At 61.5% G+C, this 16,682-nt stretch carries 16 protein-coding genes; 7 read left to right on the forward strand and 9 right to left on the reverse strand.

Annotation, left to right across the window (positions count from 1 at the left end; genetic code table 11):
* Nucleotides 1–10: 10 nt before the first annotated feature.
* Entirely contained in the window at nt 11–1,465 is a 1,455-nt protein-coding gene (locus PJ259_RS02035; protein ID WP_271654525.1) for an aldehyde dehydrogenase family protein, read from the reverse strand.
* A gap of 28 nt (nt 1,466–1,493) precedes the next feature.
* The gene (locus PJ259_RS02040) at nt 1,494–2,870 is read right to left on the reverse strand and encodes an aspartate aminotransferase family protein (RefSeq protein WP_271654526.1); all 1,377 of its coding nucleotides are present in this window, start codon (nt 2,868–2,870) and stop codon (nt 1,494–1,496) included.
* A gap of 205 nt (nt 2,871–3,075) precedes the next feature.
* Between PJ259_RS02040 and PJ259_RS02045 the strand changes: the two genes are divergently transcribed.
* Nucleotides 3,076–4,044 carry a helix-turn-helix domain-containing protein gene (locus tag PJ259_RS02045; protein ID WP_271654527.1) on the forward strand — a complete coding sequence of 323 codons (969 nt, stop codon included), beginning with the start codon at nt 3,076–3,078 and terminating at the stop codon, nt 4,042–4,044.
* Nucleotides 4,045–4,099: 55 nt separating this feature from the next.
* Here PJ259_RS02045 and PJ259_RS02050 read toward each other — a convergent pair whose 3' ends face one another.
* Nucleotides 4,100–4,927: an AraC family transcriptional regulator gene (locus tag PJ259_RS02050; protein ID WP_271654528.1), complete on the reverse strand. Its 828-nt coding sequence runs from the start codon at nt 4,925–4,927 to the stop codon at nt 4,100–4,102.
* Nucleotides 4,928–5,108: 181 nt separating this feature from the next.
* On the opposite strand from PJ259_RS02050, the gene PJ259_RS02055 reads away from it, so the two are divergent.
* From PJ259_RS02055 to PJ259_RS02070, 4 genes are all read left to right on the forward strand, one after another.
* Nucleotides 5,109–6,260 (forward strand): tyramine oxidase subunit B, encoded by a 1,152-nt coding sequence (locus tag PJ259_RS02055; protein ID WP_271654529.1) that lies wholly within the window; start codon nt 5,109–5,111, stop codon nt 6,258–6,260.
* 35 nt (nt 6,261–6,295) lie between these two features.
* Nucleotides 6,296–6,718 (forward strand): RidA family protein, encoded by a 423-nt coding sequence (locus tag PJ259_RS02060; protein ID WP_271654530.1) that lies wholly within the window; start codon nt 6,296–6,298, stop codon nt 6,716–6,718.
* Between the two features lie 57 nt (nt 6,719–6,775).
* A complete protein-coding gene (locus PJ259_RS02065; RefSeq protein ID WP_271654531.1) occupies nt 6,776–8,068 on the forward strand; it encodes an NAD(P)/FAD-dependent oxidoreductase in 1,293 nt (430 codons plus the stop codon).
* Between the two features lie 165 nt (nt 8,069–8,233).
* Nucleotides 8,234–9,496, forward strand: coding sequence for a helix-turn-helix domain-containing protein (locus PJ259_RS02070; protein WP_271654532.1), 1,263 nt, complete (start codon nt 8,234–8,236; stop codon nt 9,494–9,496).
* Between the two features lie 142 nt (nt 9,497–9,638).
* On the opposite strand, the gene PJ259_RS02075 is transcribed toward PJ259_RS02070, so the two are convergent.
* The 3 genes from PJ259_RS02075 to PJ259_RS02085 all read right to left on the reverse strand — a co-directional run bounded on the left by PJ259_RS02075 (nt 9,639) and on the right by PJ259_RS02085 (nt 12,406).
* Nucleotides 9,639–10,271 (reverse strand): NAD(P)H-dependent oxidoreductase, encoded by a 633-nt coding sequence (locus PJ259_RS02075; RefSeq protein WP_271654533.1) that lies wholly within the window; start codon nt 10,269–10,271, stop codon nt 9,639–9,641.
* A 120-nt stretch (nt 10,272–10,391) separates the two neighbouring features.
* Nucleotides 10,392–11,372, reverse strand: a complete 981-nt coding sequence (locus PJ259_RS02080) for a sterol desaturase family protein (RefSeq protein WP_271654534.1) — start codon at nt 11,370–11,372, stop codon at nt 10,392–10,394.
* Nucleotides 11,373–12,238: 866 nt separating this feature from the next.
* Complete coding sequence (locus PJ259_RS02085; RefSeq protein ID WP_271654535.1) at nt 12,239–12,406, reverse strand: hypothetical protein; 168 nt, start codon at nt 12,404–12,406, stop codon at nt 12,239–12,241.
* On the opposite strand from PJ259_RS02085, the gene PJ259_RS02090 reads away from it, so the two are divergent.
* Nucleotides 12,405–13,913 (forward strand): MFS transporter, encoded by a 1,509-nt coding sequence (locus tag PJ259_RS02090; RefSeq protein ID WP_271654536.1) that lies wholly within the window; start codon nt 12,405–12,407, stop codon nt 13,911–13,913. The genes PJ259_RS02085 and PJ259_RS02090 overlap by 2 nt on opposite strands.
* 588 nt (nt 13,914–14,501) lie before the next feature.
* On the opposite strand, the gene PJ259_RS02095 is transcribed toward PJ259_RS02090, so the two are convergent.
* Complete coding sequence (locus PJ259_RS02095; protein WP_271654537.1) at nt 14,502–14,792, reverse strand: hypothetical protein; 291 nt, start codon at nt 14,790–14,792, stop codon at nt 14,502–14,504.
* A gap of 588 nt (nt 14,793–15,380) precedes the next feature.
* On the opposite strand from PJ259_RS02095, the gene PJ259_RS02100 reads away from it, so the two are divergent.
* Entirely contained in the window at nt 15,381–15,842 is a 462-nt protein-coding gene (locus tag PJ259_RS02100; RefSeq protein ID WP_271654538.1) for a hypothetical protein, read from the forward strand.
* A 27-nt stretch (nt 15,843–15,869) separates the two neighbouring features.
* On the opposite strand, the gene PJ259_RS02105 is transcribed toward PJ259_RS02100, so the two are convergent.
* Both PJ259_RS02105 and PJ259_RS02110 read right to left on the reverse strand, forming a co-directional pair.
* Nucleotides 15,870–16,076, reverse strand: a complete 207-nt coding sequence (locus PJ259_RS02105) for a carbon storage regulator (protein ID WP_271654539.1) — start codon at nt 16,074–16,076, stop codon at nt 15,870–15,872.
* Nucleotides 16,077–16,157: 81 nt separating this feature from the next.
* The gene (locus tag PJ259_RS02110; protein ID WP_271654540.1) at nt 16,158–16,424 is read right to left on the reverse strand and encodes a hypothetical protein; all 267 of its coding nucleotides are present in this window, start codon (nt 16,422–16,424) and stop codon (nt 16,158–16,160) included.
* Nucleotides 16,425–16,682 lie beyond the last annotated feature (258 nt).

Raw genomic sequence — 16,682 nt, forward strand, 5'->3', positions numbered from 1 at the left:
GTACCGGCGATCAGCCGGGCAACAGTACCGTGACGACCTTTTCTTCGGTGTAGGCCAGAGCCCCGCCAAAGCCGCCTTCACGGCCGATGCCACTGGTCTTCACGCCGCCCCAGGGCAGGTTGGCATCCAGCGGACTCCAGCAGTTGATGCCTACGGCGCCGGCCTTGACGGCAGCTGCGACGCGGTGGGCACGCGCCAGGTTTCCGGTCCAGACCGTAGCCGCCAGGCCGTAAGAGGAATCATTGGCGAGGGCGATGGCTTCTGCTTCGGTATCGAACACGATCACCGTGCCCACCGGACCGAAGATTTCCTCTTGAGCGATCGCCATGTCGTTGCGCGCGTTGGTGAAAATCGTCGGCCGCACGAACCAGCCTTTTTCCGGCGTGGACACACCACCCGCGACGAGCGTGGCACCTTGATCGATTCCTAGCTGGATGTAGCGATTGACCCGTTCGAACTGGGCTTTCTTGGCGACCGGGCCCATCTGCACGCCCGGCTGGCATGGGTCGCCGACCTTCACCGACTCCGCCGCTTCAGCCAGGGCTGCGGCGAAACGCTCGGCGACGCCTCGCTGCACCAGGATGCGCGAGCCTGCTGCGCATACCTGGCCCTGATTGGCGAATAGGCCGAGGGTGCAGCCAAATACGGCGTCCTCGAAGACGGCATCGTCGAACACGATCTGCGGGCTCTTGCCCCCCAGTTCCAGGGACACTTGCTTAAAGAGCACCCCGGCCGTGCGCTGAATCTCGCGGCCCGCTTCAGGGCTGCCGGTAAAGCTGATTTTGGCCACCTGGGGGTGTTCGCACAGGGCGCGGCCCACTTCGGCACCGTAGCCGGTGACCACATTGATCACGCCGTCCGGGAAGCCCGCTTCCTGAGCCAGGGCCGCCAGGTGCAGGGCCGACTGCGGAGTTTCTTCAGAGGGTTTGATGACGACGGTGCAGCCTGCTGCAAGCAACGCAGCGAGTTTCCACACCGTGATCATCAACGGCGAGTTCCAGGGCACAATGGCGCCGACCACCCCCACGGGCTCGCGTACGGTGTAGGAGAGGGTCTTGTGGCCAAAGTAGCCACCCGTGGGGATGGTGCGTCCTTCGAGCTGGTTCGCCCACCCCGCGGCCGCGCGCAGGTTGGCGATGGCGTTGGGCAGGTCCATGCGGCGGGGCTCCATTGGCGAGCGGCCGATGGCGTTGGCATCCATATCGGCCAGGCGCTCGCTGTCGCGCTCGACCAGGTCGGCCAGCGTGCTCAGCAGGCGGCCGCGCTGGGCGCCGTCCAGTTGGCTCCAGGCCCCGCCCTCGAGCTGGGCGTGGGCGGCTGCCACCGCGCGGTCGACGTCGGCGGTGGTGCCCCGTGCACTGCTGCCGTACATCTGTTCGGTGACCGGGTTGACGAGCGCAATACGCTGGCCAGAGGAGCCCTCGTCAAGCGCCCCCGCGATGAAGTGGTTCAGATGCTGTGTCATTGTTCTTTCCATAAAGGGGGAGGCGAGATCACGCCTCTAGAGAGGCCAGGGCAGCACCGAAGATATCCAGCGCCTTGAAGAACAGGTCGTGGGAGATGGTCAGCGACGGCATGATGCGCATCACGTTGCCGTAACGGCCGCAGGGGATCATCAACACGCCGTGGCCCATCAGGTAGCCCATCAGCTGACCGATCTTCTCGCCGGCTAGCGGCGTTTTGCTGACCTGATCCTCGACGAGTTCGATGCCGATCATCAGGCCGCGCCCACGCACCTCGCCGATCAGGGGGCTGCCAAACGCGTGGATACGGGCCTGGGCTTCCAGTCCCAAGGTATGCGCGCGGTTGATGAGGTCGAGTTCCGGATCCTGCAGGATGCTGATGTTGGTCAGCGCGACCACGGACGACAGCGAGTTCGCGGCGAAGGTATTGGGCATGGAGCCGTCGGGGATCTGCGCGGCAAGGTCCGAGCGCATGATCAGTCCAGCCATCGGCAGATCGCTGCCGATCCCTTTGCCGAAGGTGAGCATGTCGGGCTTCACGCCTGAATGCTCGACCGCCCACATCTTGCCGGTACGGCCCGCTCCGGACTGGACTTCGTCGACAATCAACAGCGCGCCGCTGCGGTCGCAGGCCTTGCGCAGCAGTTGCAGGAACTCGGGTGATGGTGGGACGTAGCCGCCTTCGCCCTGGACCGGTTCGACGATTACCGCGGCTACGTCGTCAGCGGCGGTGTATGGAGTGTTGAGTAGGTAATCGACGTACTCACCAGCAATCTGTTCGGCGCTCTTGTGCGTGGTGTCGAAGGGGAAACGATAGGCATACGGGTAGGGCGCATGGATCACCCCGCCCATCTGCGCGCCAAATCCCTTGCGGTAGGCCGTACCGGTAGTCAATGCCCCCGAAGCGTGCCAGACACCGTGATAACCGCCATGGAACGCGACGATCTGGTGGCGGCCAGTGATGCGCTTGGCGAACTTGACCGCTGCCTCCAGCGCATCGCTACCGCTTTGGGTAAAGAAGGTAATGCAGTCACCGCGCAGACCGTCTGGGGCGATCTCGGACATCTTCGCGGCCAGCTCGGTACGCCGGGTACTGTTGATTTCCAGTGCGTGCATCAGCACTTCGGACTGGTCGCGGATGGCCTGCACCACCTTCGGGTGACAGCGCCCCACGCTACTGACGCCGACGCCGGCGGACAGGTCAATGTAGGTGTTGCCGTCCGGGTCCTTGAAGGTGGCACCAAAGGCACGATCCATGGCGATCGGCATGCGACCACCGCCGCGAGCCATCGACTCGGTGCTGGCCGACAACGCCAGTGCCTCACGGGTGTTGGGGCCGGGCAAATCGGTGGAAACGATTCGCGGGGCGTCCGCGAAATGCAAGGACTTGAGTTGGGCTTCGCTCATGATTCGTTCTCCGGGCTACAAAGGCGAGTCCAACGATCTTCAGCGTGCCGCATGGCACAGCGGTAGCCCGAATCGGCACCTGATGTGCTGTTTGGGAACCACCCGTGACCAGCCGTCACCAGCGATTTGCAGGGGGTACGTCATATGCCACTATCGACCGAACCGGCGCTCTGAAAACAAGAAAAGTAGTGGAGGCTTGCGGTCCATGAGAAATCAGACGATCAGCCATTTTCGCGACATCCATGTGCATGCCGCCACCATCCAGCATTGGAATCAGGACTATAGCCAGCTCACCGCGGGCTCAGCCGAAAGCTCCCTGACGCAGCTGACGACCACGGGTTGTCACGTGTTCCTCGAACAGATCAACCAGCGTGTGGTGCAGAACGGCGAGGCGCCACGGGGCAAGATGTGTTTCGCGCTGCCGACCCAGGTGCCTGGGTCGATTCGCATGCAGGGCCGCGATGTCGTCGACAGCAGTCTGTTCTTCCTGGAAGGCGGCGAAGAGTTCATGTTCCATATGCCCACTGGGATGGAACTGCTGTCGATCACCTTCGACCGCGAGGTGTTCGAGGCTGCGCTGGAGCAGGTGGCGTCGGCGAAGGAGCTCAAACAGTTGCTGCGCCAGCCCGTCATCCGCGTCCTACCGCAACGCTACGCGCAGACGCGCCGTCGCCTGCTGACGGCGTTCGCCACAGTGCTGGCCCACGATGACCTGGCCAGCCTGCCGGCTTGCCATGCCGCGCTAGAACAGACCATGCTCGACGAATTGCTGCAATTGATGATCGACCCAGCCTGCGATAAGCAGCAGCGCAGCACTACGTCCACCCGCAGCTACATCGTCGAAAAGTGCCATCGCACAGCGCTCAAGGAAATGAGCGAGGCACCCAGTGTGATCGAGTTGTGCCAGCGTTTGCAGGTGAGCCGACGCACCCTGCAAAACAGCTTCCAAGCGGTGGCTGAAACCACGCCGTTGAATTATCTGCGTTCGATGCGGCTCAATGGCGTGCGCCGTACCCTGATGTCGACGCGCGCGGCCGAGCTTTCCATTGGCGATGCTGCTGCGCGTTGGGGCTTCTATCACCTCAGCCACTTCGCCGCCGAATACCACGAGCTGTTCGCCGAACTACCTTCGCAAACGAAACGCGCAGCGCTTGCCGTTAGCAGGCGGGCCTGAGCGAACCCGATGGCGGCACCCGAGCAAGGCATTGGCGTCAGCGAGAGGTTGTCGCTCAGGCGTAGCTGATTCTGTCGCTGTACGCGTTCAGCAGCATCTTGCGTTGGTAGTCGCAGGGCGTAGTGCTGACCAGCTTCTTGAAATCACGCTGGAAATGCGACTGGTCGGTAAAGCCAAGATCCAGCGCCAAGTCTGGAAACGAGACGTCTGCTTGGGTGTTGAGCGTGTCCAGCGCGGACTGGCAGCGAATGATGCGACAGAACGCCTTGGGTGAAATCCCCGTGTCCTGCGTGAACTGGCGGTGGAGAGTGCGTGTGGTATAGCCGCTCAGGTCTTCCAGCTGCTGAATGCGGATGTCACCGCGGTGACGCAATGCGTGCTCGATGACCATAGCCGTCAGTCGGGAGGTGCGGCCCATCAAGCGAGGCGCGAGGTGTTCGCTGAACAAGCGAATCTGATCGCGCAACAGGGGGGCCTGGATGATGCTGTCGAAGGTCTTCTGCGCGAAGCCTGACACTTCCAGCAGATCAAGCTCGCACTCCGTCAGCTCGGCGGCCAGCACATTGACGAAACCGGGGATGATACCGGGCGCGAAGCGCACGCCGAAATAGTGGTGCTGCTGATGCAGCTGTACCGCCTGGGCACTTAGCGGTGTGCCGCAGATCTTCGCGCTGGGGCGGCTGCTGTCACAGTCGAACAGGATGTCCACGCACCCATCCGGTACCGCCAACAGGTCCGAGGACTGGTCGACGTCGAAGGCGTAGAAATGCGAGATGGCCGGGTGCGCCGATGGCAAGACCGAATAGCGCGACGAGTTCAGTACCAGCCAGGGCTGCTCGTTTGCCGTTTGATGTCTCCGCGGGGGCGCGGACAGTTTGATCATGGTGATACCGCATCAGGGCAGGATGACGATAGTCGGGCATTAAGCGCGCCAATCATTGTTCGAGTCAGCAGGCAAGGCATGTCCGAAATTTACAATACCGGCCTTTGGCCGCGCCGGATACTCGATCCCGACAGCGAGACGCTGCACCTGTCGCAGTGCTATCACCAAGCCGGGACTTCCTATGTCTACTACACAGTCAACAACAACAAAAATCGACTTCATCTACCTGTCCGAGCAGGACATGATCCGTGCCGGTGTGACCGACATGGCCGCGTGCGTCGACACCATGGAGGAGATGTTCGGCCTGCTGTATGCCGGTGACTACCGCATGGCAGGGCCGAACAACGACTCCCACGGCGCGATGGTGATCTTCCCACCGGATTCGCCCTTTCCGAACATGCCCAAACCCAGCGCCGACCGCCGCATGATGGCGATGCCGGCCTACCTGGGGGGCCGCTTCTGCACCGCCGGGGTGAAGTGGTATGGCTCGAACATCGCCAACCGCGACAAGGGCTTGCCGCGTTCGATCCTCATGTTCACTTTGAATGATCCTGACACCGGCGCGCCGCTGGCGCACATGTCGGCCAACCTGCTTTCCGCCTACCGCACCGGCGCGATTCCGGGCGTCGGCGCCCGTCACCTGGCGCGCAAGGATGCGAAAGTGGTCGGGCTACTCGGCCCTGGCGTGATGGGGAAGACCACCTTGGCGGCGTTCATGGCGGTGTGTCCGCACATCGACACGCTGAAGATCAAGGGCCGGGGCCAGAAGAGCCTCGACGATTTCATGGCCTGGGTCGGCGACACCTACCCGCAGATCACTACCGTGCAGGTGGTCGATACGCTCGAAGCCGTGGTCCGCGGCTCCGACCTTGTTACGTACTGCAGCTCGGGGGAAACGGGTGACCCTACCACCTACCCGATCGTACGCCGTGAGTGGGTGAAGCCAGGCGCCTTCCTGGCGATGCCGGCGTGCTGCTCGCTGGATGCCGAAATGGAGCAGTCCGACATCCGCAAGGTGCTGGACAACACCGGCCTGTATCAAGCCTGGTTCGCGGAGTTGCCCAAGCCTGCGCACAACACCGTGCCGGTGATCGGTGTGCGCTTCATGGACATGATCGCCGAAGGCTCGCTGCGTCTGGAGGAAGTCGAAGACATCGGCAAGATCATCGCCGGTGACGCGCCAGGGCGTCGGGACGACGACGAAATCATCGTCATGTCGGTAGGTGGCATGCCCGTGGAAGACGTGGCGTGGGGCACCGTGGTGTATCGCAACGCCGTCGCCCGTGGCATCGGTGTGACCCTCAACCTGTGGGAAACCCCTGAGCTGCGCTGAGCCACTCCCTCATTCCACCTGACGAGGCATCCGCCATGACCCGCATCATCAAGCTCAAAACCGGTTCCAAGTTCGAAGACCATGGCAGCTACTCGCGCCTGGTCGCTGTGGGCGACTGGATCTACGTATCCAACACGGCTGGTCGCGACCCGCAGACCAAGCTCATCGCTGACGACGCCCTGGCGCAGACACACCAGGTATTCGCCAATATCAGCGCCGCGCTGGAGGCGGTAGGTTCCAGCCTGGCGGACGTGGTCTGCTCGCGCGTGTTCATCCAGGACCCGCAGGACGTGCCCGCGGTGATGGCCTTGATCGGCGAGAAATTCCGCGGCATTGACCCCGCCAGCACTGTGACCTGCCCGCCGCTGGGCTCCACGGTCTACAAGGTCGAGCTGGAAGTCACAGCCTACCGCAATGCCTCCCAGGCACAGGTCGAACATATTCGCCTGGCCCCGTGAGCGCTTCGCGGTCAGGCGCTGGCCTGGCCGCCTTCATTTATCTAGCGAGTCCTGATCATGGCACCCACTATCGCGCCCGTGACAACTTCCTCCGACTTTCCCAGCACCACCACCGTAGTCATCATCGGCGGTGGCATCATTGGCTTGACCGCCGCGTTGACACTCGCTGAGCGCAACATTCCGGTGGTGGTGCTGGAGAAAGGCCGGATCGCTGCCGAGCAGTCGTCGCGCAACCTGGGGTGGGTACGCAAGACCAGCCGACATGCCGCTGATATTCCCCTGGCCTTGGCCGCTGACCGCTTGTGGGCGCAGATGCCGACACGCGTCGGCGCCGATGTCGGCTACCGCCAGCAGGGGATCATGTTCGTTGGCCGTACGAAGGCGCAGATGGCGATGCACGAGGGCTGGCTGAAGTCCGTTGCGCATTTATCACTGGACTCGCGGCTGTTGAGCAAACGTGAAATCGACAGTCTGGTACCGGGCGGCGTCGGTGCTTGGGAAGGCGGTATCTTCACACCCTCCGATGCTCGCGCCGAACCGACCTTGGCCAGCAGTGCCATCGCCAAGGCGGCCATGGCCCTAGGGGTGGTGATCGTCGAGCAATGCGCCGTGCGTACCTTGCAGATGACGGCGGGTAGGGTCAGTGGTGTGGTCACTGAACGGGGCGAACTCCGTTGTGACCACGTCCTTTTGGCGGGTGGCATGTGGTCGCGACGCTTCCTCGGTAACCTCGGTGTGGCCTTGCCAACGCTACCTTTGACCTGCTCGGTACTGCGCACCGCGCCCATGGCGGGGCCGACCGAGATCGCCGTCGGCGCGCCGGATTTTTCCTTCCGCAAGCACCATGACGGCGGCTTCATCATCACCCAGCGTGGCAAGCTGGACGCCTTTCTGACCCTCGATCATCTGCTGCTCGCCAAGCAGTACATGCCGCAGTTCCGTGCGCAGCGCAGCGTGCTCAACGTGTCGCTGGGCAAGCCGTTCATGCAGGATTTAGCATTGGCGCGCCGGTGGCGGGACGACAGCATCACCCCGTTCGAGCGGGTGCGCATCCAGAACCCAGCCGCCAACCCCCAGCTCAACGGCGCCGCGATGAACAACCTGATCGCCGCCTGGCCGGTGTTCGAGCAGGCGCGCATCGCCCAAGCCTGGGCCGGGACGATCGATGTGACGCCGGATTCCAACCCGGTCATCGGACCGATCGCGCAGATTCCCGGGCTGACCGTGGCCACCGGTTTCTCCGGTCACGGCTTCGGCACGTCCCCGGCCGCCGGGCATCTGGCAGCCGATCTGATCAGCGAGCACACGCCCATCATCGACCCCACGCCCTATCGTTTCGAGCGCTTCTGAGCGGCTTTTCGACAGGACCAGGGGGAGGGCGCATGCTTTAGCCTTGGTACGTCGTCTACCTGGCGAAACAGGCCGTCTGCGCGTGACATCCTGCTGGTGCGGACGCTGCGCCTGTAACGGGGCAGGGGTCGTACCCCAGGGCAGCGCTCGCAGTGAGGGGATGACATGGACAAACAGCCGGAGATCGACCAGCCCGCGCGGCTCGCCGCGCATGGGCAGCGCGTCCTGCAGAGCGGTGTGCTGGGCAAGTCGCGGCGCATGATCCGCCTGTTCGAGTTTCTGCTCGCACAGGCGGTGAGCGGCGTCGCCACCAAGGAAATCGAGATCGCCCAGGTGGTGTTCGGCCGCACCACGGAGGTCGACTTGACCGCCGATGCCACCGTGCGCGTGCACATTCACCGCTTGCGCAAGAAACTCGACGATATGGCGCCAGACGAGCTGGGTGAGAAGCTGACCCTACCGCGCGGAGAGTACCGCCTGGTCGTTATCGCAGCCGCGTCGAGCGGCGTCGGCGTACTGGCTAGGCACTCAAGGCGGAGCTGGGGTCTCGCCGCCGCGGCGGCGCTGCTGCTGCTGGCTGTCAACGGAGCAGGCTGGACGTGGCTGGCCAAGCGTCCGCCTGCGGATATGCGCACCCAGAGCCTGTTGTGGCAAGGCGTGAATCAAGGCTCGGCGCCAGTGCTACTGGTGTCGGGGGACTTCTACGTCTTTGGTGAACAAGCGGCCGATGGCACCATTGCGCGTTTAGTGGCTGACGCAGGCATCACCTCCGGCACCGCGCTCGAACAGTACCAGCGACGGCTGCCAAGTGATGCGCCAAGGTACATCGATCTAAATGCCTACCACCTGCCCAGTGGGCAGGCCGCTGCGCTCGTCGCGGTGGCGCCCGTGGCGGCGGCCACCCGCCCGGGGCACCCGGAGCAGCTGCGCAACGTGACCACCTCGCGTTTCACCACCCAGATGCTCAGCGATCACGATATCGTCTATGTGGGCCTGCTCGACGGCCTGGGCGACCTGAAGGAGCCCTTTCTCGACCTGTCCGGCTTTTCATTGTCCGCCGATGGGGAGGCGCTGGTCGACAAGGCCAGCGGTCAGATCTACCGCTCGGACTGGGACGAACCCTCAACCGAGCGCATCATGCGTCACGACTACGCGTACCTGGCGCGTTTCCCTGGGCCCGCTGGCAACCACGTGATCGTGGTGGCCGGCGTCATGGATCCGGCGTTGGTGCAAGCGGCGAACATCGCGGCCAGTGCCACCGAGTTGGCGCGTTTGCAGGACCAGTTGCACGGCGCTCAGGCCTTCGAAGCCCTGTACGAAGTGCGCACCTTCGGGCCGTCCAATGTGGCGGCCGAATTGCGCGTCGCGCGCGCCCTGGAGGCAGGGCAGATGTGGCAGGTTCGCGGCCTGGACGAGTCGGGTCAGTAGCCAGTGGCGCCCCCGCCGGACTGGCCGAGGGTAGGGGGGCGCTTCGCTGAAACGCTGGAGCGACGACGCTGGCCCGGCCTGGGCGAGCACGCACCCGGCAGGGCCATGGCCGACTGTCGCCCGTCGGGGCGAGCGGTGTCTGTCAGTCCAGTTCGACGAACAGTTCGGCCTTGGCGCGCCGGACCTTCGCCAACTTCACCAACCAATCGCCCTCGACATCGCGGTGACCCAGGGCCAGCATCACCGCACTGCTCAGGCCCTGCTCGGCAAGCCCTAGTAACGCGTCCACGGCCTGATTATCGAACCCTTCCATGGGCGTGGCATCGACGCCAGCCTCGGCCGCCGCAATCAGCCCAAAGCCCAGGGCGATATAGCACTGTTTGGCGGCATGGGCATGCTGTTGTTCCGGGGTCTTGCTGCCGAACCCGTCGAGCAGCGAGCGCCGGTAATCGTCCGTCACGCTGTCAGGCAGGTCACGGATCGCGTTGCTGTAGGCGAAGAAGTCGTTGATGCGTGCCGGGGTATAGCGATCCCAGGCGGCGAACACCAGTAGATGCGAGGCTTGCATGATCTGTGGCTGGTCGTAGCAAACCGGTGTCAAGCGCGCGCGTAGCGCCGGGTCGGTGATGACGAATACGCTGAAGGGTTGCAGCCCGGAACTGCTGGGGGCTAAACGGATGGCTTCCAGAATGGTGTCGAGCTTGTCTTGAGCGATCCGTTCGTTCGTATAGCTCTTGGTCGCGTAGCGCCAATGCAGCGTATCGAGTAGTGCCATGGAAGTGTTCCTCGGGTGATCGAAAGAAGGGTGGTAGCCAGAGCGGAGCAAAAGCGCCATTGCCGGAAAAACGCTGAAGCCTGTGCGGCAATGGCTATACGTGGGTGAAACGGAGCGTACTCAAAGGTTAGGGCTTTCACCTTCCTTCACATGCCGCCACAGGGTTTTGAACGGGTTGATGTAGAAGCCGCGCAAGGTACGGTGCGGGTTGTTCTCGCCGTACTCCTCGTCGTTGCATCCCCAGCGCCAGGTTTCACCCTTCTTGGGCAGGTAGAGGGTGCCGAACATCCAGTCCCACAGGGTCAAGATCACCGCGTTGTTCTTGTCCCAGTGGCGCGGCTCCATGCTGTGGTGCAAGTTGTGCATCACCGGCGCCAGCACGATGCGGTTCATCCAGCCGTAGGAGATGGGCACGTGCACGTGCGAGAACACGTCGATCAAGAAGAACGCGACGTAGGCGGTGGTGGCAACCGCCGCAAGGGTCCCGGCGTGGACCTGGCTGCCGGTCGCGTACAACACCAGCCCGGTGAAGGCGCCGCCGACCAGGGCCGGGATGACGTTGAGGCCGAAGACCTCGATGGGGTGCTGGCGGAACAGCGTCCATGGGGTAAGGGTTTCCGCGGTGTGATGAGGCTTGTGTAGGTGCCACAGCAAAGGGTGGGTGTGGCACCAGCGGTGCACCCAGTAGCCGACGAAGTCGACGCTAAGGAAGTACACCAGGAACTGCACGGTAACCAACGCCCACGTCGACGTGAACAAGGGGGTACGGGTACCGTATTCGCTGGCGACATAGGCAGCGACATTGTCGGCGATAGCCAACCCGTTGACCGCCATCAGCCCGACCAAGGGAAAACCTAGCACTAACAGGATAATGCCGTTCCACATATCGACGCGCGATGAGGCGTGGTCATATTGCTCTTTGGGAAAAGCGGCATGTTTCAGCGCACTTAACGTAAGGGGGCCGTCCATCTTCTGCGCGACGATGAACATCACGGCCAATACCGTCACGAATAACGGGAGCCCGAAGGCCCAAAGGTTTATGATTTCGAGTGTGGGTTCGTAGAACGCGACTATGGAATCCCAAAATGCCTGGAGCGTCATCGTCAGTACCTCGCGATTATTAGTATTGTTTTCGTAATGAAGTCCTGGGGGACTTCAGATCGCTTGCGTGGTCTTTCTCTGCGGTAACCCGAGCTGGCGGAGGCGTGCTTCGGGTTGACAGGACTATTGCCCAGGGCAGCGGCGAACACCAGTTGATTAACCGTTGATTAACCGTAGTGAACGTAGGTTGCGCAGCGGTCGGATTGATGATTTAACGCTAATAAAAACAGTCGATTACGCAATTTTCTGGAATGGCAATGGAAGGGCGTGCAGACGGACAGTATCCACGTCTTTAGGTACCGTTGGTGATCGCAAACGCCGCGGCAGACAGGGAAGCGCACCTTTCATATTACCGACGAGTATGCGCACGTCGCGATATTCATCCGAGTTCTCGTCTTGCCAGGCGTAGTTGCTCAATGCTCGAAACTCCTAGGCTGCTGGCCGCCTATGTGATGTATCGGAGGCCTGCACTTCTTGTACGTGTAGGCAATTTACGAAACGTGCCTACACGTGGTGATGCTTCATTGAAAACATCTGAAATTTCGATTGCATCGAAATTTCTATAACCCTAAGCGCCGATAAAGTAGTAGTGTGAAGTTGTCTTCAGGAGGCGATGAGAATCGCCGATTCCCGAACTTCAATAATCTAGGAGGTTGGAGTAATCCAATCTGTCCTTGGCGAAAGGCAGCTATCGTGCAAAGTCGTCTGTTCGCAAGGCGCAGAGAGCTAGGTCGAGCCCGATCGTGCCTTTTCGGCTTTACCGCATGCCGAGGCGGTCTTGGCACGGGCGCGTAAGCAGGTCGAGCGCCTTACTCGCGGGTCCCGGCCGAGAAGATTGTTAAGAGCTGCTCAACGCCTAACGCCATTTACAGGCTGCGCGGCATAAGCTGCTGGAGTTGCATGGTGCGGGGATCGTCAACTGGATGACGCTGTACGTGCCGCAGGTTGGCGGCCGGGAGCACGATGTCGCGGAGATGATCGCTGTCAAAGGCACCCATTAGAGTCCGATCCAGTTTGGTTACGAGTTCTTCCATGTTCACTGTCATTCCCCGTCGCTGGCTGATCCTGCTAGCGGTCATGCTGGCCTTCGTGCCAGTAGTCATCGACATGACCATCCTGCACATCGCCGTACCCTCACTAACCTTGGCGCTCGGCGCCTCAGCCACTGAGTTGCTATGGATCATCGACATATACCCGCTGTTGATGGCTGGCCTGCTGGTACCGATGGGGACCTTGGCCGATCGCGTCGGCGCTCGCCGTGTGCTGCTCACCGGCCTGGTGGTGTTCGGCATCGCTTCGCTGCTAGCAGCATTCGCGCCGACCCCGGCGCTGCTCATTGCTGCACGGGTGCTGCTGGCGTTAGGTGGGTCGATGATCATGCCTTGCGTGCTGGGCATCATCCGTCGCACCTTTGAGGATGAAGGCGAGCGCGCGATGGCGCTGGGGCTTTGGGGCACGGTCGGCGCGGCCGGTTCGGCGCTCGGACCGCTGATTGGCGGGGCGCTACTAGAGCACTTCTGGTGGGGCTCGGCCTTTCTCATCAATGTACCGATCATGCTGGTGGTCGCGCCGCTGGTATTCCTGCTATTGCCACGTGCGGAAGCAACCACGCCGGGCACCTGGGCGCTGGGCCAGGCTCTAGTGCTGATTGCCGGCATGCTGGCGCTGGTGTATGGCATCAAGGCCGCCATCGGCGGCGGACAGTCACTAGGCGCGGCGGCTACGGTAGCGCTGCTGGGATTCGCTCTGTTGAGTGTCTTCGTGCGCCTGCAGTTGCGCTCATCGACGCCCATGCTCGACCTGTCGCTATTCTCGCGCCCGGCTATTCTTGCCGGCATCATCATGGCGGTGTTTGCCACGGGCTCATTGGCGGGGGTCGAACTGACACTGGCGCAGGAGCTGCAGTACGTGCTGGGTAATACGCCGCTACAAGCCGGTATCTTCATGATCCCAATCATGGCTGCTGCCGCCATCGGCGGCCCAGTGGCCGGCTATGTGTCGAGCCACTGCAGCCTGCGCTTGGTAGCCAGTGCATCGCTGGGCCTGTCTTCAGTGGCTCTGATCCTCCTGGCCTTGGCCGATTTGCACCAGCCGGGCTTCGTTGTACCGGCGATGCTGGCGCTGCTGGGTCTGACCCTCAGCATCGGCCTTACGGCCTCGTCCATCGCCATCATGGGGGCTGTAGAGGCCAGCAAGGGCGGGGCGGCTGGCTCCTTGGAAGCGACTGCCTACGAGCTGGGTACAGGGCTCGGGATCACCTTTTTTGGTGTTTTCATGTCCAGCGCCTTCAACCGCACGATCTCGCTACCGGTGGATCTGGCAGCGCCAATGGCGGAGCGTGCAGCGCTCTCTATTGGAGATAGCTATGTCGTGGCTCACAGCCTTGCCGAGCCCCAGAGCACGGCGTTGATTGAGGCCGCTAAGGAGGCGTTTTTGGCAACTCATACAGTGCTGCTGTTAACGTCCTCAGCCATGATGGGAGTTCTATGCGTATTCGTGTTCCTTATGCTTAGAGGCTATGGCAGCCGAGAAGCACGATAGCCTTGGGAGGTGCTTCGCAGTTCCTGGCCAAGCTCGTAGTGTAGGTATCTTCGGGCGGTGTGCCCTGGCCTATGGCCTGATCGCTTCTCGCGCCTCGAACAGTGCCCTAGCCAGCTGCCTGCTACCGATACCCCCTAAGCCGATAGAGGAAAGGAAACGCCACAACCTTTTCAGTGAGATAGCCTGGTTCAAACGGCAACTCGCAGATAAGGCAAGCGCCTGCAAACGGTAGCGGTGGATGCTAATCACCTGCTTGCACAGGCGAGAGCGGAAATAGGCAGGGGAGTGAACGGCCGTTAGGCGTGGCTCGAAGGTAGTTAGACTACTGATAGCTTCTGATGAAGGGTCAGTCGGATATCACCGTTTCCAAGGGAACGAAGTGACTTTAACCTCAGGCAACGAAGGTGCTAGACAATTTGCCCGGCAAGCCAATTGAACTGATGCTTGAGCCAATGACGGCTTGATTCGACATGACGTCGGTGTCGGTGGTATCACGTACCATGCCGAGGTTGGCCTTCGGTTTACAGTCCGCCAAATATCAAAACCCCGAGTGTGCGAGGCACCTTGGGTTTTTATTGCCTACGCCTTCTAACCTGCCTTGCTTCTGCTCGACTCGATGTCTGGGGCCGTAGCCGTTTCCTCGGCGTCTGCATGGGGCAGGCGCTGGCTGGAAAACTCCTGCAGCCGCTGGTAATGGGTCAGCCAGAAGCCCAGTTCCAGGTTCAGGGTTTTGAGCTCGGGAGCGGTGAGTGTTGAAGGCCCTTTAGAGATTGCCTTTCCCGCAAGGTCGATGGCTACCAATTGCCCGGCCGTGCGAGCGGGACAGTTTCTGATGGCGTAACGGAGCGCCTCTCTAAAGTCGCTATCCAGGCCAGGCATAAAAAAAGTCCTTGAATGACTAAGGGGGTTTAGCAAGTAGCCCTGCATCGAGCGCTATCGAGTAGCGGACATGCCAACTTCTATTCGCGGCTGATCTGGCTCGAACGCAGCGATTCGTGACTTGGCGGAAAGTGGCCAAGTGCTTGTCGCCGCTACGTTTTCGGCTACCGGTAGATATCGAAGTTGCTTGCATACTAGTTGGCTGGTAACGCCGTTGCGCGGGCTTTTTTATCTGGATAGATAAGCGGTGCAAGAACCTGTACGCGGCCTGTACCCGGCTCTAAGCACAGGGTTTGCTTGGCTGGACCGCTGATTATCCGGCGATTCGTAGGCGGTCTTTCTTGTATCGAAATTGGACGAAGCCGCTGTGATCTAAGCGCTGTTAGATCCCTTGACTCTCGGTATTTGTCATCGCCGCACGCCGTCGAGCGGTAGCCTGGGAGAGCCGGGAATGGCTGGACGCCCTGGGCAAATGGGGCGATGCTGAAATCGTATGCCGCAGAGCGTACGACATCCCAGCGACAGGGCGCCAAACGCCCGCTGTTGGGCGGTGGCTTCGGCGTATAACAATAAAAGAGGAGTCGAGCGATGTTCTACAAGGTCAACGTGTATTCACGGCCTGAAGATCGTGGGCTGCTGGTATGGCGATGGAAGAAGCAATTTCTGGGTGAGTGGGTGGAGTCGCGTCAGGAGTTCGAAGACTGCGACCACTGCGTCCATCATGCCCTGCAGGATGCCAAGGGGCAGAGCGTTCATCTTGAGACGGACCGCTGCACCCTGTATCGCTACCGCTTCGAAAGCATGCTGCACCAGTATGGCAGTTGCTACTGCCTGAGCGGTGGTCGATCGGCCGAGGCGGTGCTGGACCTCATCGCTCAGATCGAAGAGCGCCACAATGTCATAGTGCTGCGCGACGGCCAGCCTTTCTTCGCCCATTACCGGGCGGATCTGCAGGCGGAAGGGACGCTCGCTCCCGAGCTTTGGCAAGGTGTGGAATGGCGCGGATTGGAAGGGCGTTTCGAGTATGCCCGCAATCGCAAGAAGCCCTGATCGTTGTAGTGCGGAACGCAGAGAGGATCAGAAGGGCAGCAGCTCCTGGCGCATGATGCTGATATCTGCTGAAGCCTGAATGCCCAACTGGACGCGATCGCCCCGCAACTTGAGAGCGCGGATGTTGATGCCGCCATTGAACAGCTGGTCCAGCACCTCTTCTTCATCCGCTCCCGGTCTAAGGGATAGATTGATGATTTCGTCGGTGCGCCGGGTCAATACCAGATAAGACATGAGCATCCCTGCCATGATTTCGGTGAGCTGATGATAGCCAGTTCCCCGCCGGGTAAGAACCAGTAGGCAGATTATTAGGCTCTAGTACCGCAGTCTGCGGCGGTTCGCAGCCCGGTAGCGACGTTCTAGCTGCCACCTTCTCCCGATAAAGCCCGCTATTCCTGCCAGTACCGTTGCCAGGTTGACGGCATTGGTCGGGCTGCTGCCGTGATAGCCGGCGATCACCACCACCAGCGTCGCCAGGGCCCAGATAACAATGGTGGCCGCGACGGCTACAGCCATTTCGTTGAGTTCGGGGCGTTGCCCTTGCTGCGGGTGGCAGAAGGGATTTTCGTATTCGTCCGACATGGAGTACTCCGGCAAGCGTTCTTGTTGGAGAGTATTGCCAAGAACCTTATCGGCAGATGATGAAGAGTCTGGATCGAATCGATAGCGCGATCAGCGAAATCTTTGTCGGGCGGATGAAGGGTACTCGTGGAGCCCTGGGTGGTCAGCGTGGCCGGTATGGGGGCCATCTCCCTAGCGAGCGACGCGTTCGAAAGGGTAGTCACCAGTACGCACGACGAGGCGTGGGCGTCGTGGTGTGCGGCGAGTGCCGCCCGGCGG

Source organism: Pseudomonas sp. JBR1 (genome assembly GCF_028198185.1).
GTDB classification, from domain to species: Bacteria; Pseudomonadota; Gammaproteobacteria; order Pseudomonadales; family Pseudomonadaceae; genus Chryseomonas; species Chryseomonas oryzihabitans_E.

Excerpts from the sequence above, each read along its gene's own strand:
- PJ259_RS02070 (WP_271654532.1), top strand. The coding sequence starts at position 8,234 with ATGGACAAACAGCCGGAGATCGACCAGCCCGCGCGGCTCGCCGCGCAT.
- PJ259_RS02060 (WP_271654530.1), top strand. The coding sequence starts at position 6,296 with ATGACCCGCATCATCAAGCTCAAAACCGGTTCCAAGTTCGAAGACCAT.
- PJ259_RS02110 (WP_271654540.1), bottom strand. The coding sequence starts at position 16,424 with ATGTCGGACGAATACGAAAATCCCTTCTGCCACCCGCAGCAAGGGCAA.
- PJ259_RS02045 (WP_271654527.1), top strand. The coding sequence starts at position 3,076 with ATGAGAAATCAGACGATCAGCCATTTTCGCGACATCCATGTGCATGCC.
- PJ259_RS02065 (WP_271654531.1), top strand. The coding sequence starts at position 6,776 with ATGGCACCCACTATCGCGCCCGTGACAACTTCCTCCGACTTTCCCAGC.
- PJ259_RS02090 (WP_271654536.1), top strand. The coding sequence starts at position 12,405 with ATGTTCACTGTCATTCCCCGTCGCTGGCTGATCCTGCTAGCGGTCATG.
- PJ259_RS02085 (WP_271654535.1), bottom strand. The coding sequence starts at position 12,406 with ATGGAAGAACTCGTAACCAAACTGGATCGGACTCTAATGGGTGCCTTT.
- PJ259_RS02100 (WP_271654538.1), top strand. The coding sequence starts at position 15,381 with ATGTTCTACAAGGTCAACGTGTATTCACGGCCTGAAGATCGTGGGCTG.
- PJ259_RS02095 (WP_271654537.1), bottom strand. The coding sequence starts at position 14,792 with ATGCCTGGCCTGGATAGCGACTTTAGAGAGGCGCTCCGTTACGCCATC.
- PJ259_RS02050 (WP_271654528.1), bottom strand. The coding sequence starts at position 4,927 with ATGATCAAACTGTCCGCGCCCCCGCGGAGACATCAAACGGCAAACGAG.
- PJ259_RS02080 (WP_271654534.1), bottom strand. The coding sequence starts at position 11,372 with ATGACGCTCCAGGCATTTTGGGATTCCATAGTCGCGTTCTACGAACCC.
- PJ259_RS02040 (WP_271654526.1), bottom strand. The coding sequence starts at position 2,870 with ATGAGCGAAGCCCAACTCAAGTCCTTGCATTTCGCGGACGCCCCGCGA.
- PJ259_RS02055 (WP_271654529.1), top strand. The coding sequence starts at position 5,109 with ATGTCTACTACACAGTCAACAACAACAAAAATCGACTTCATCTACCTG.
- PJ259_RS02105 (WP_271654539.1), bottom strand. The coding sequence starts at position 16,076 with ATGTCTTATCTGGTATTGACCCGGCGCACCGACGAAATCATCAATCTA.
- PJ259_RS02075 (WP_271654533.1), bottom strand. The coding sequence starts at position 10,271 with ATGGCACTACTCGATACGCTGCATTGGCGCTACGCGACCAAGAGCTAT.
- PJ259_RS02035 (WP_271654525.1), bottom strand. The coding sequence starts at position 1,465 with ATGACACAGCATCTGAACCACTTCATCGCGGGGGCGCTTGACGAGGGC.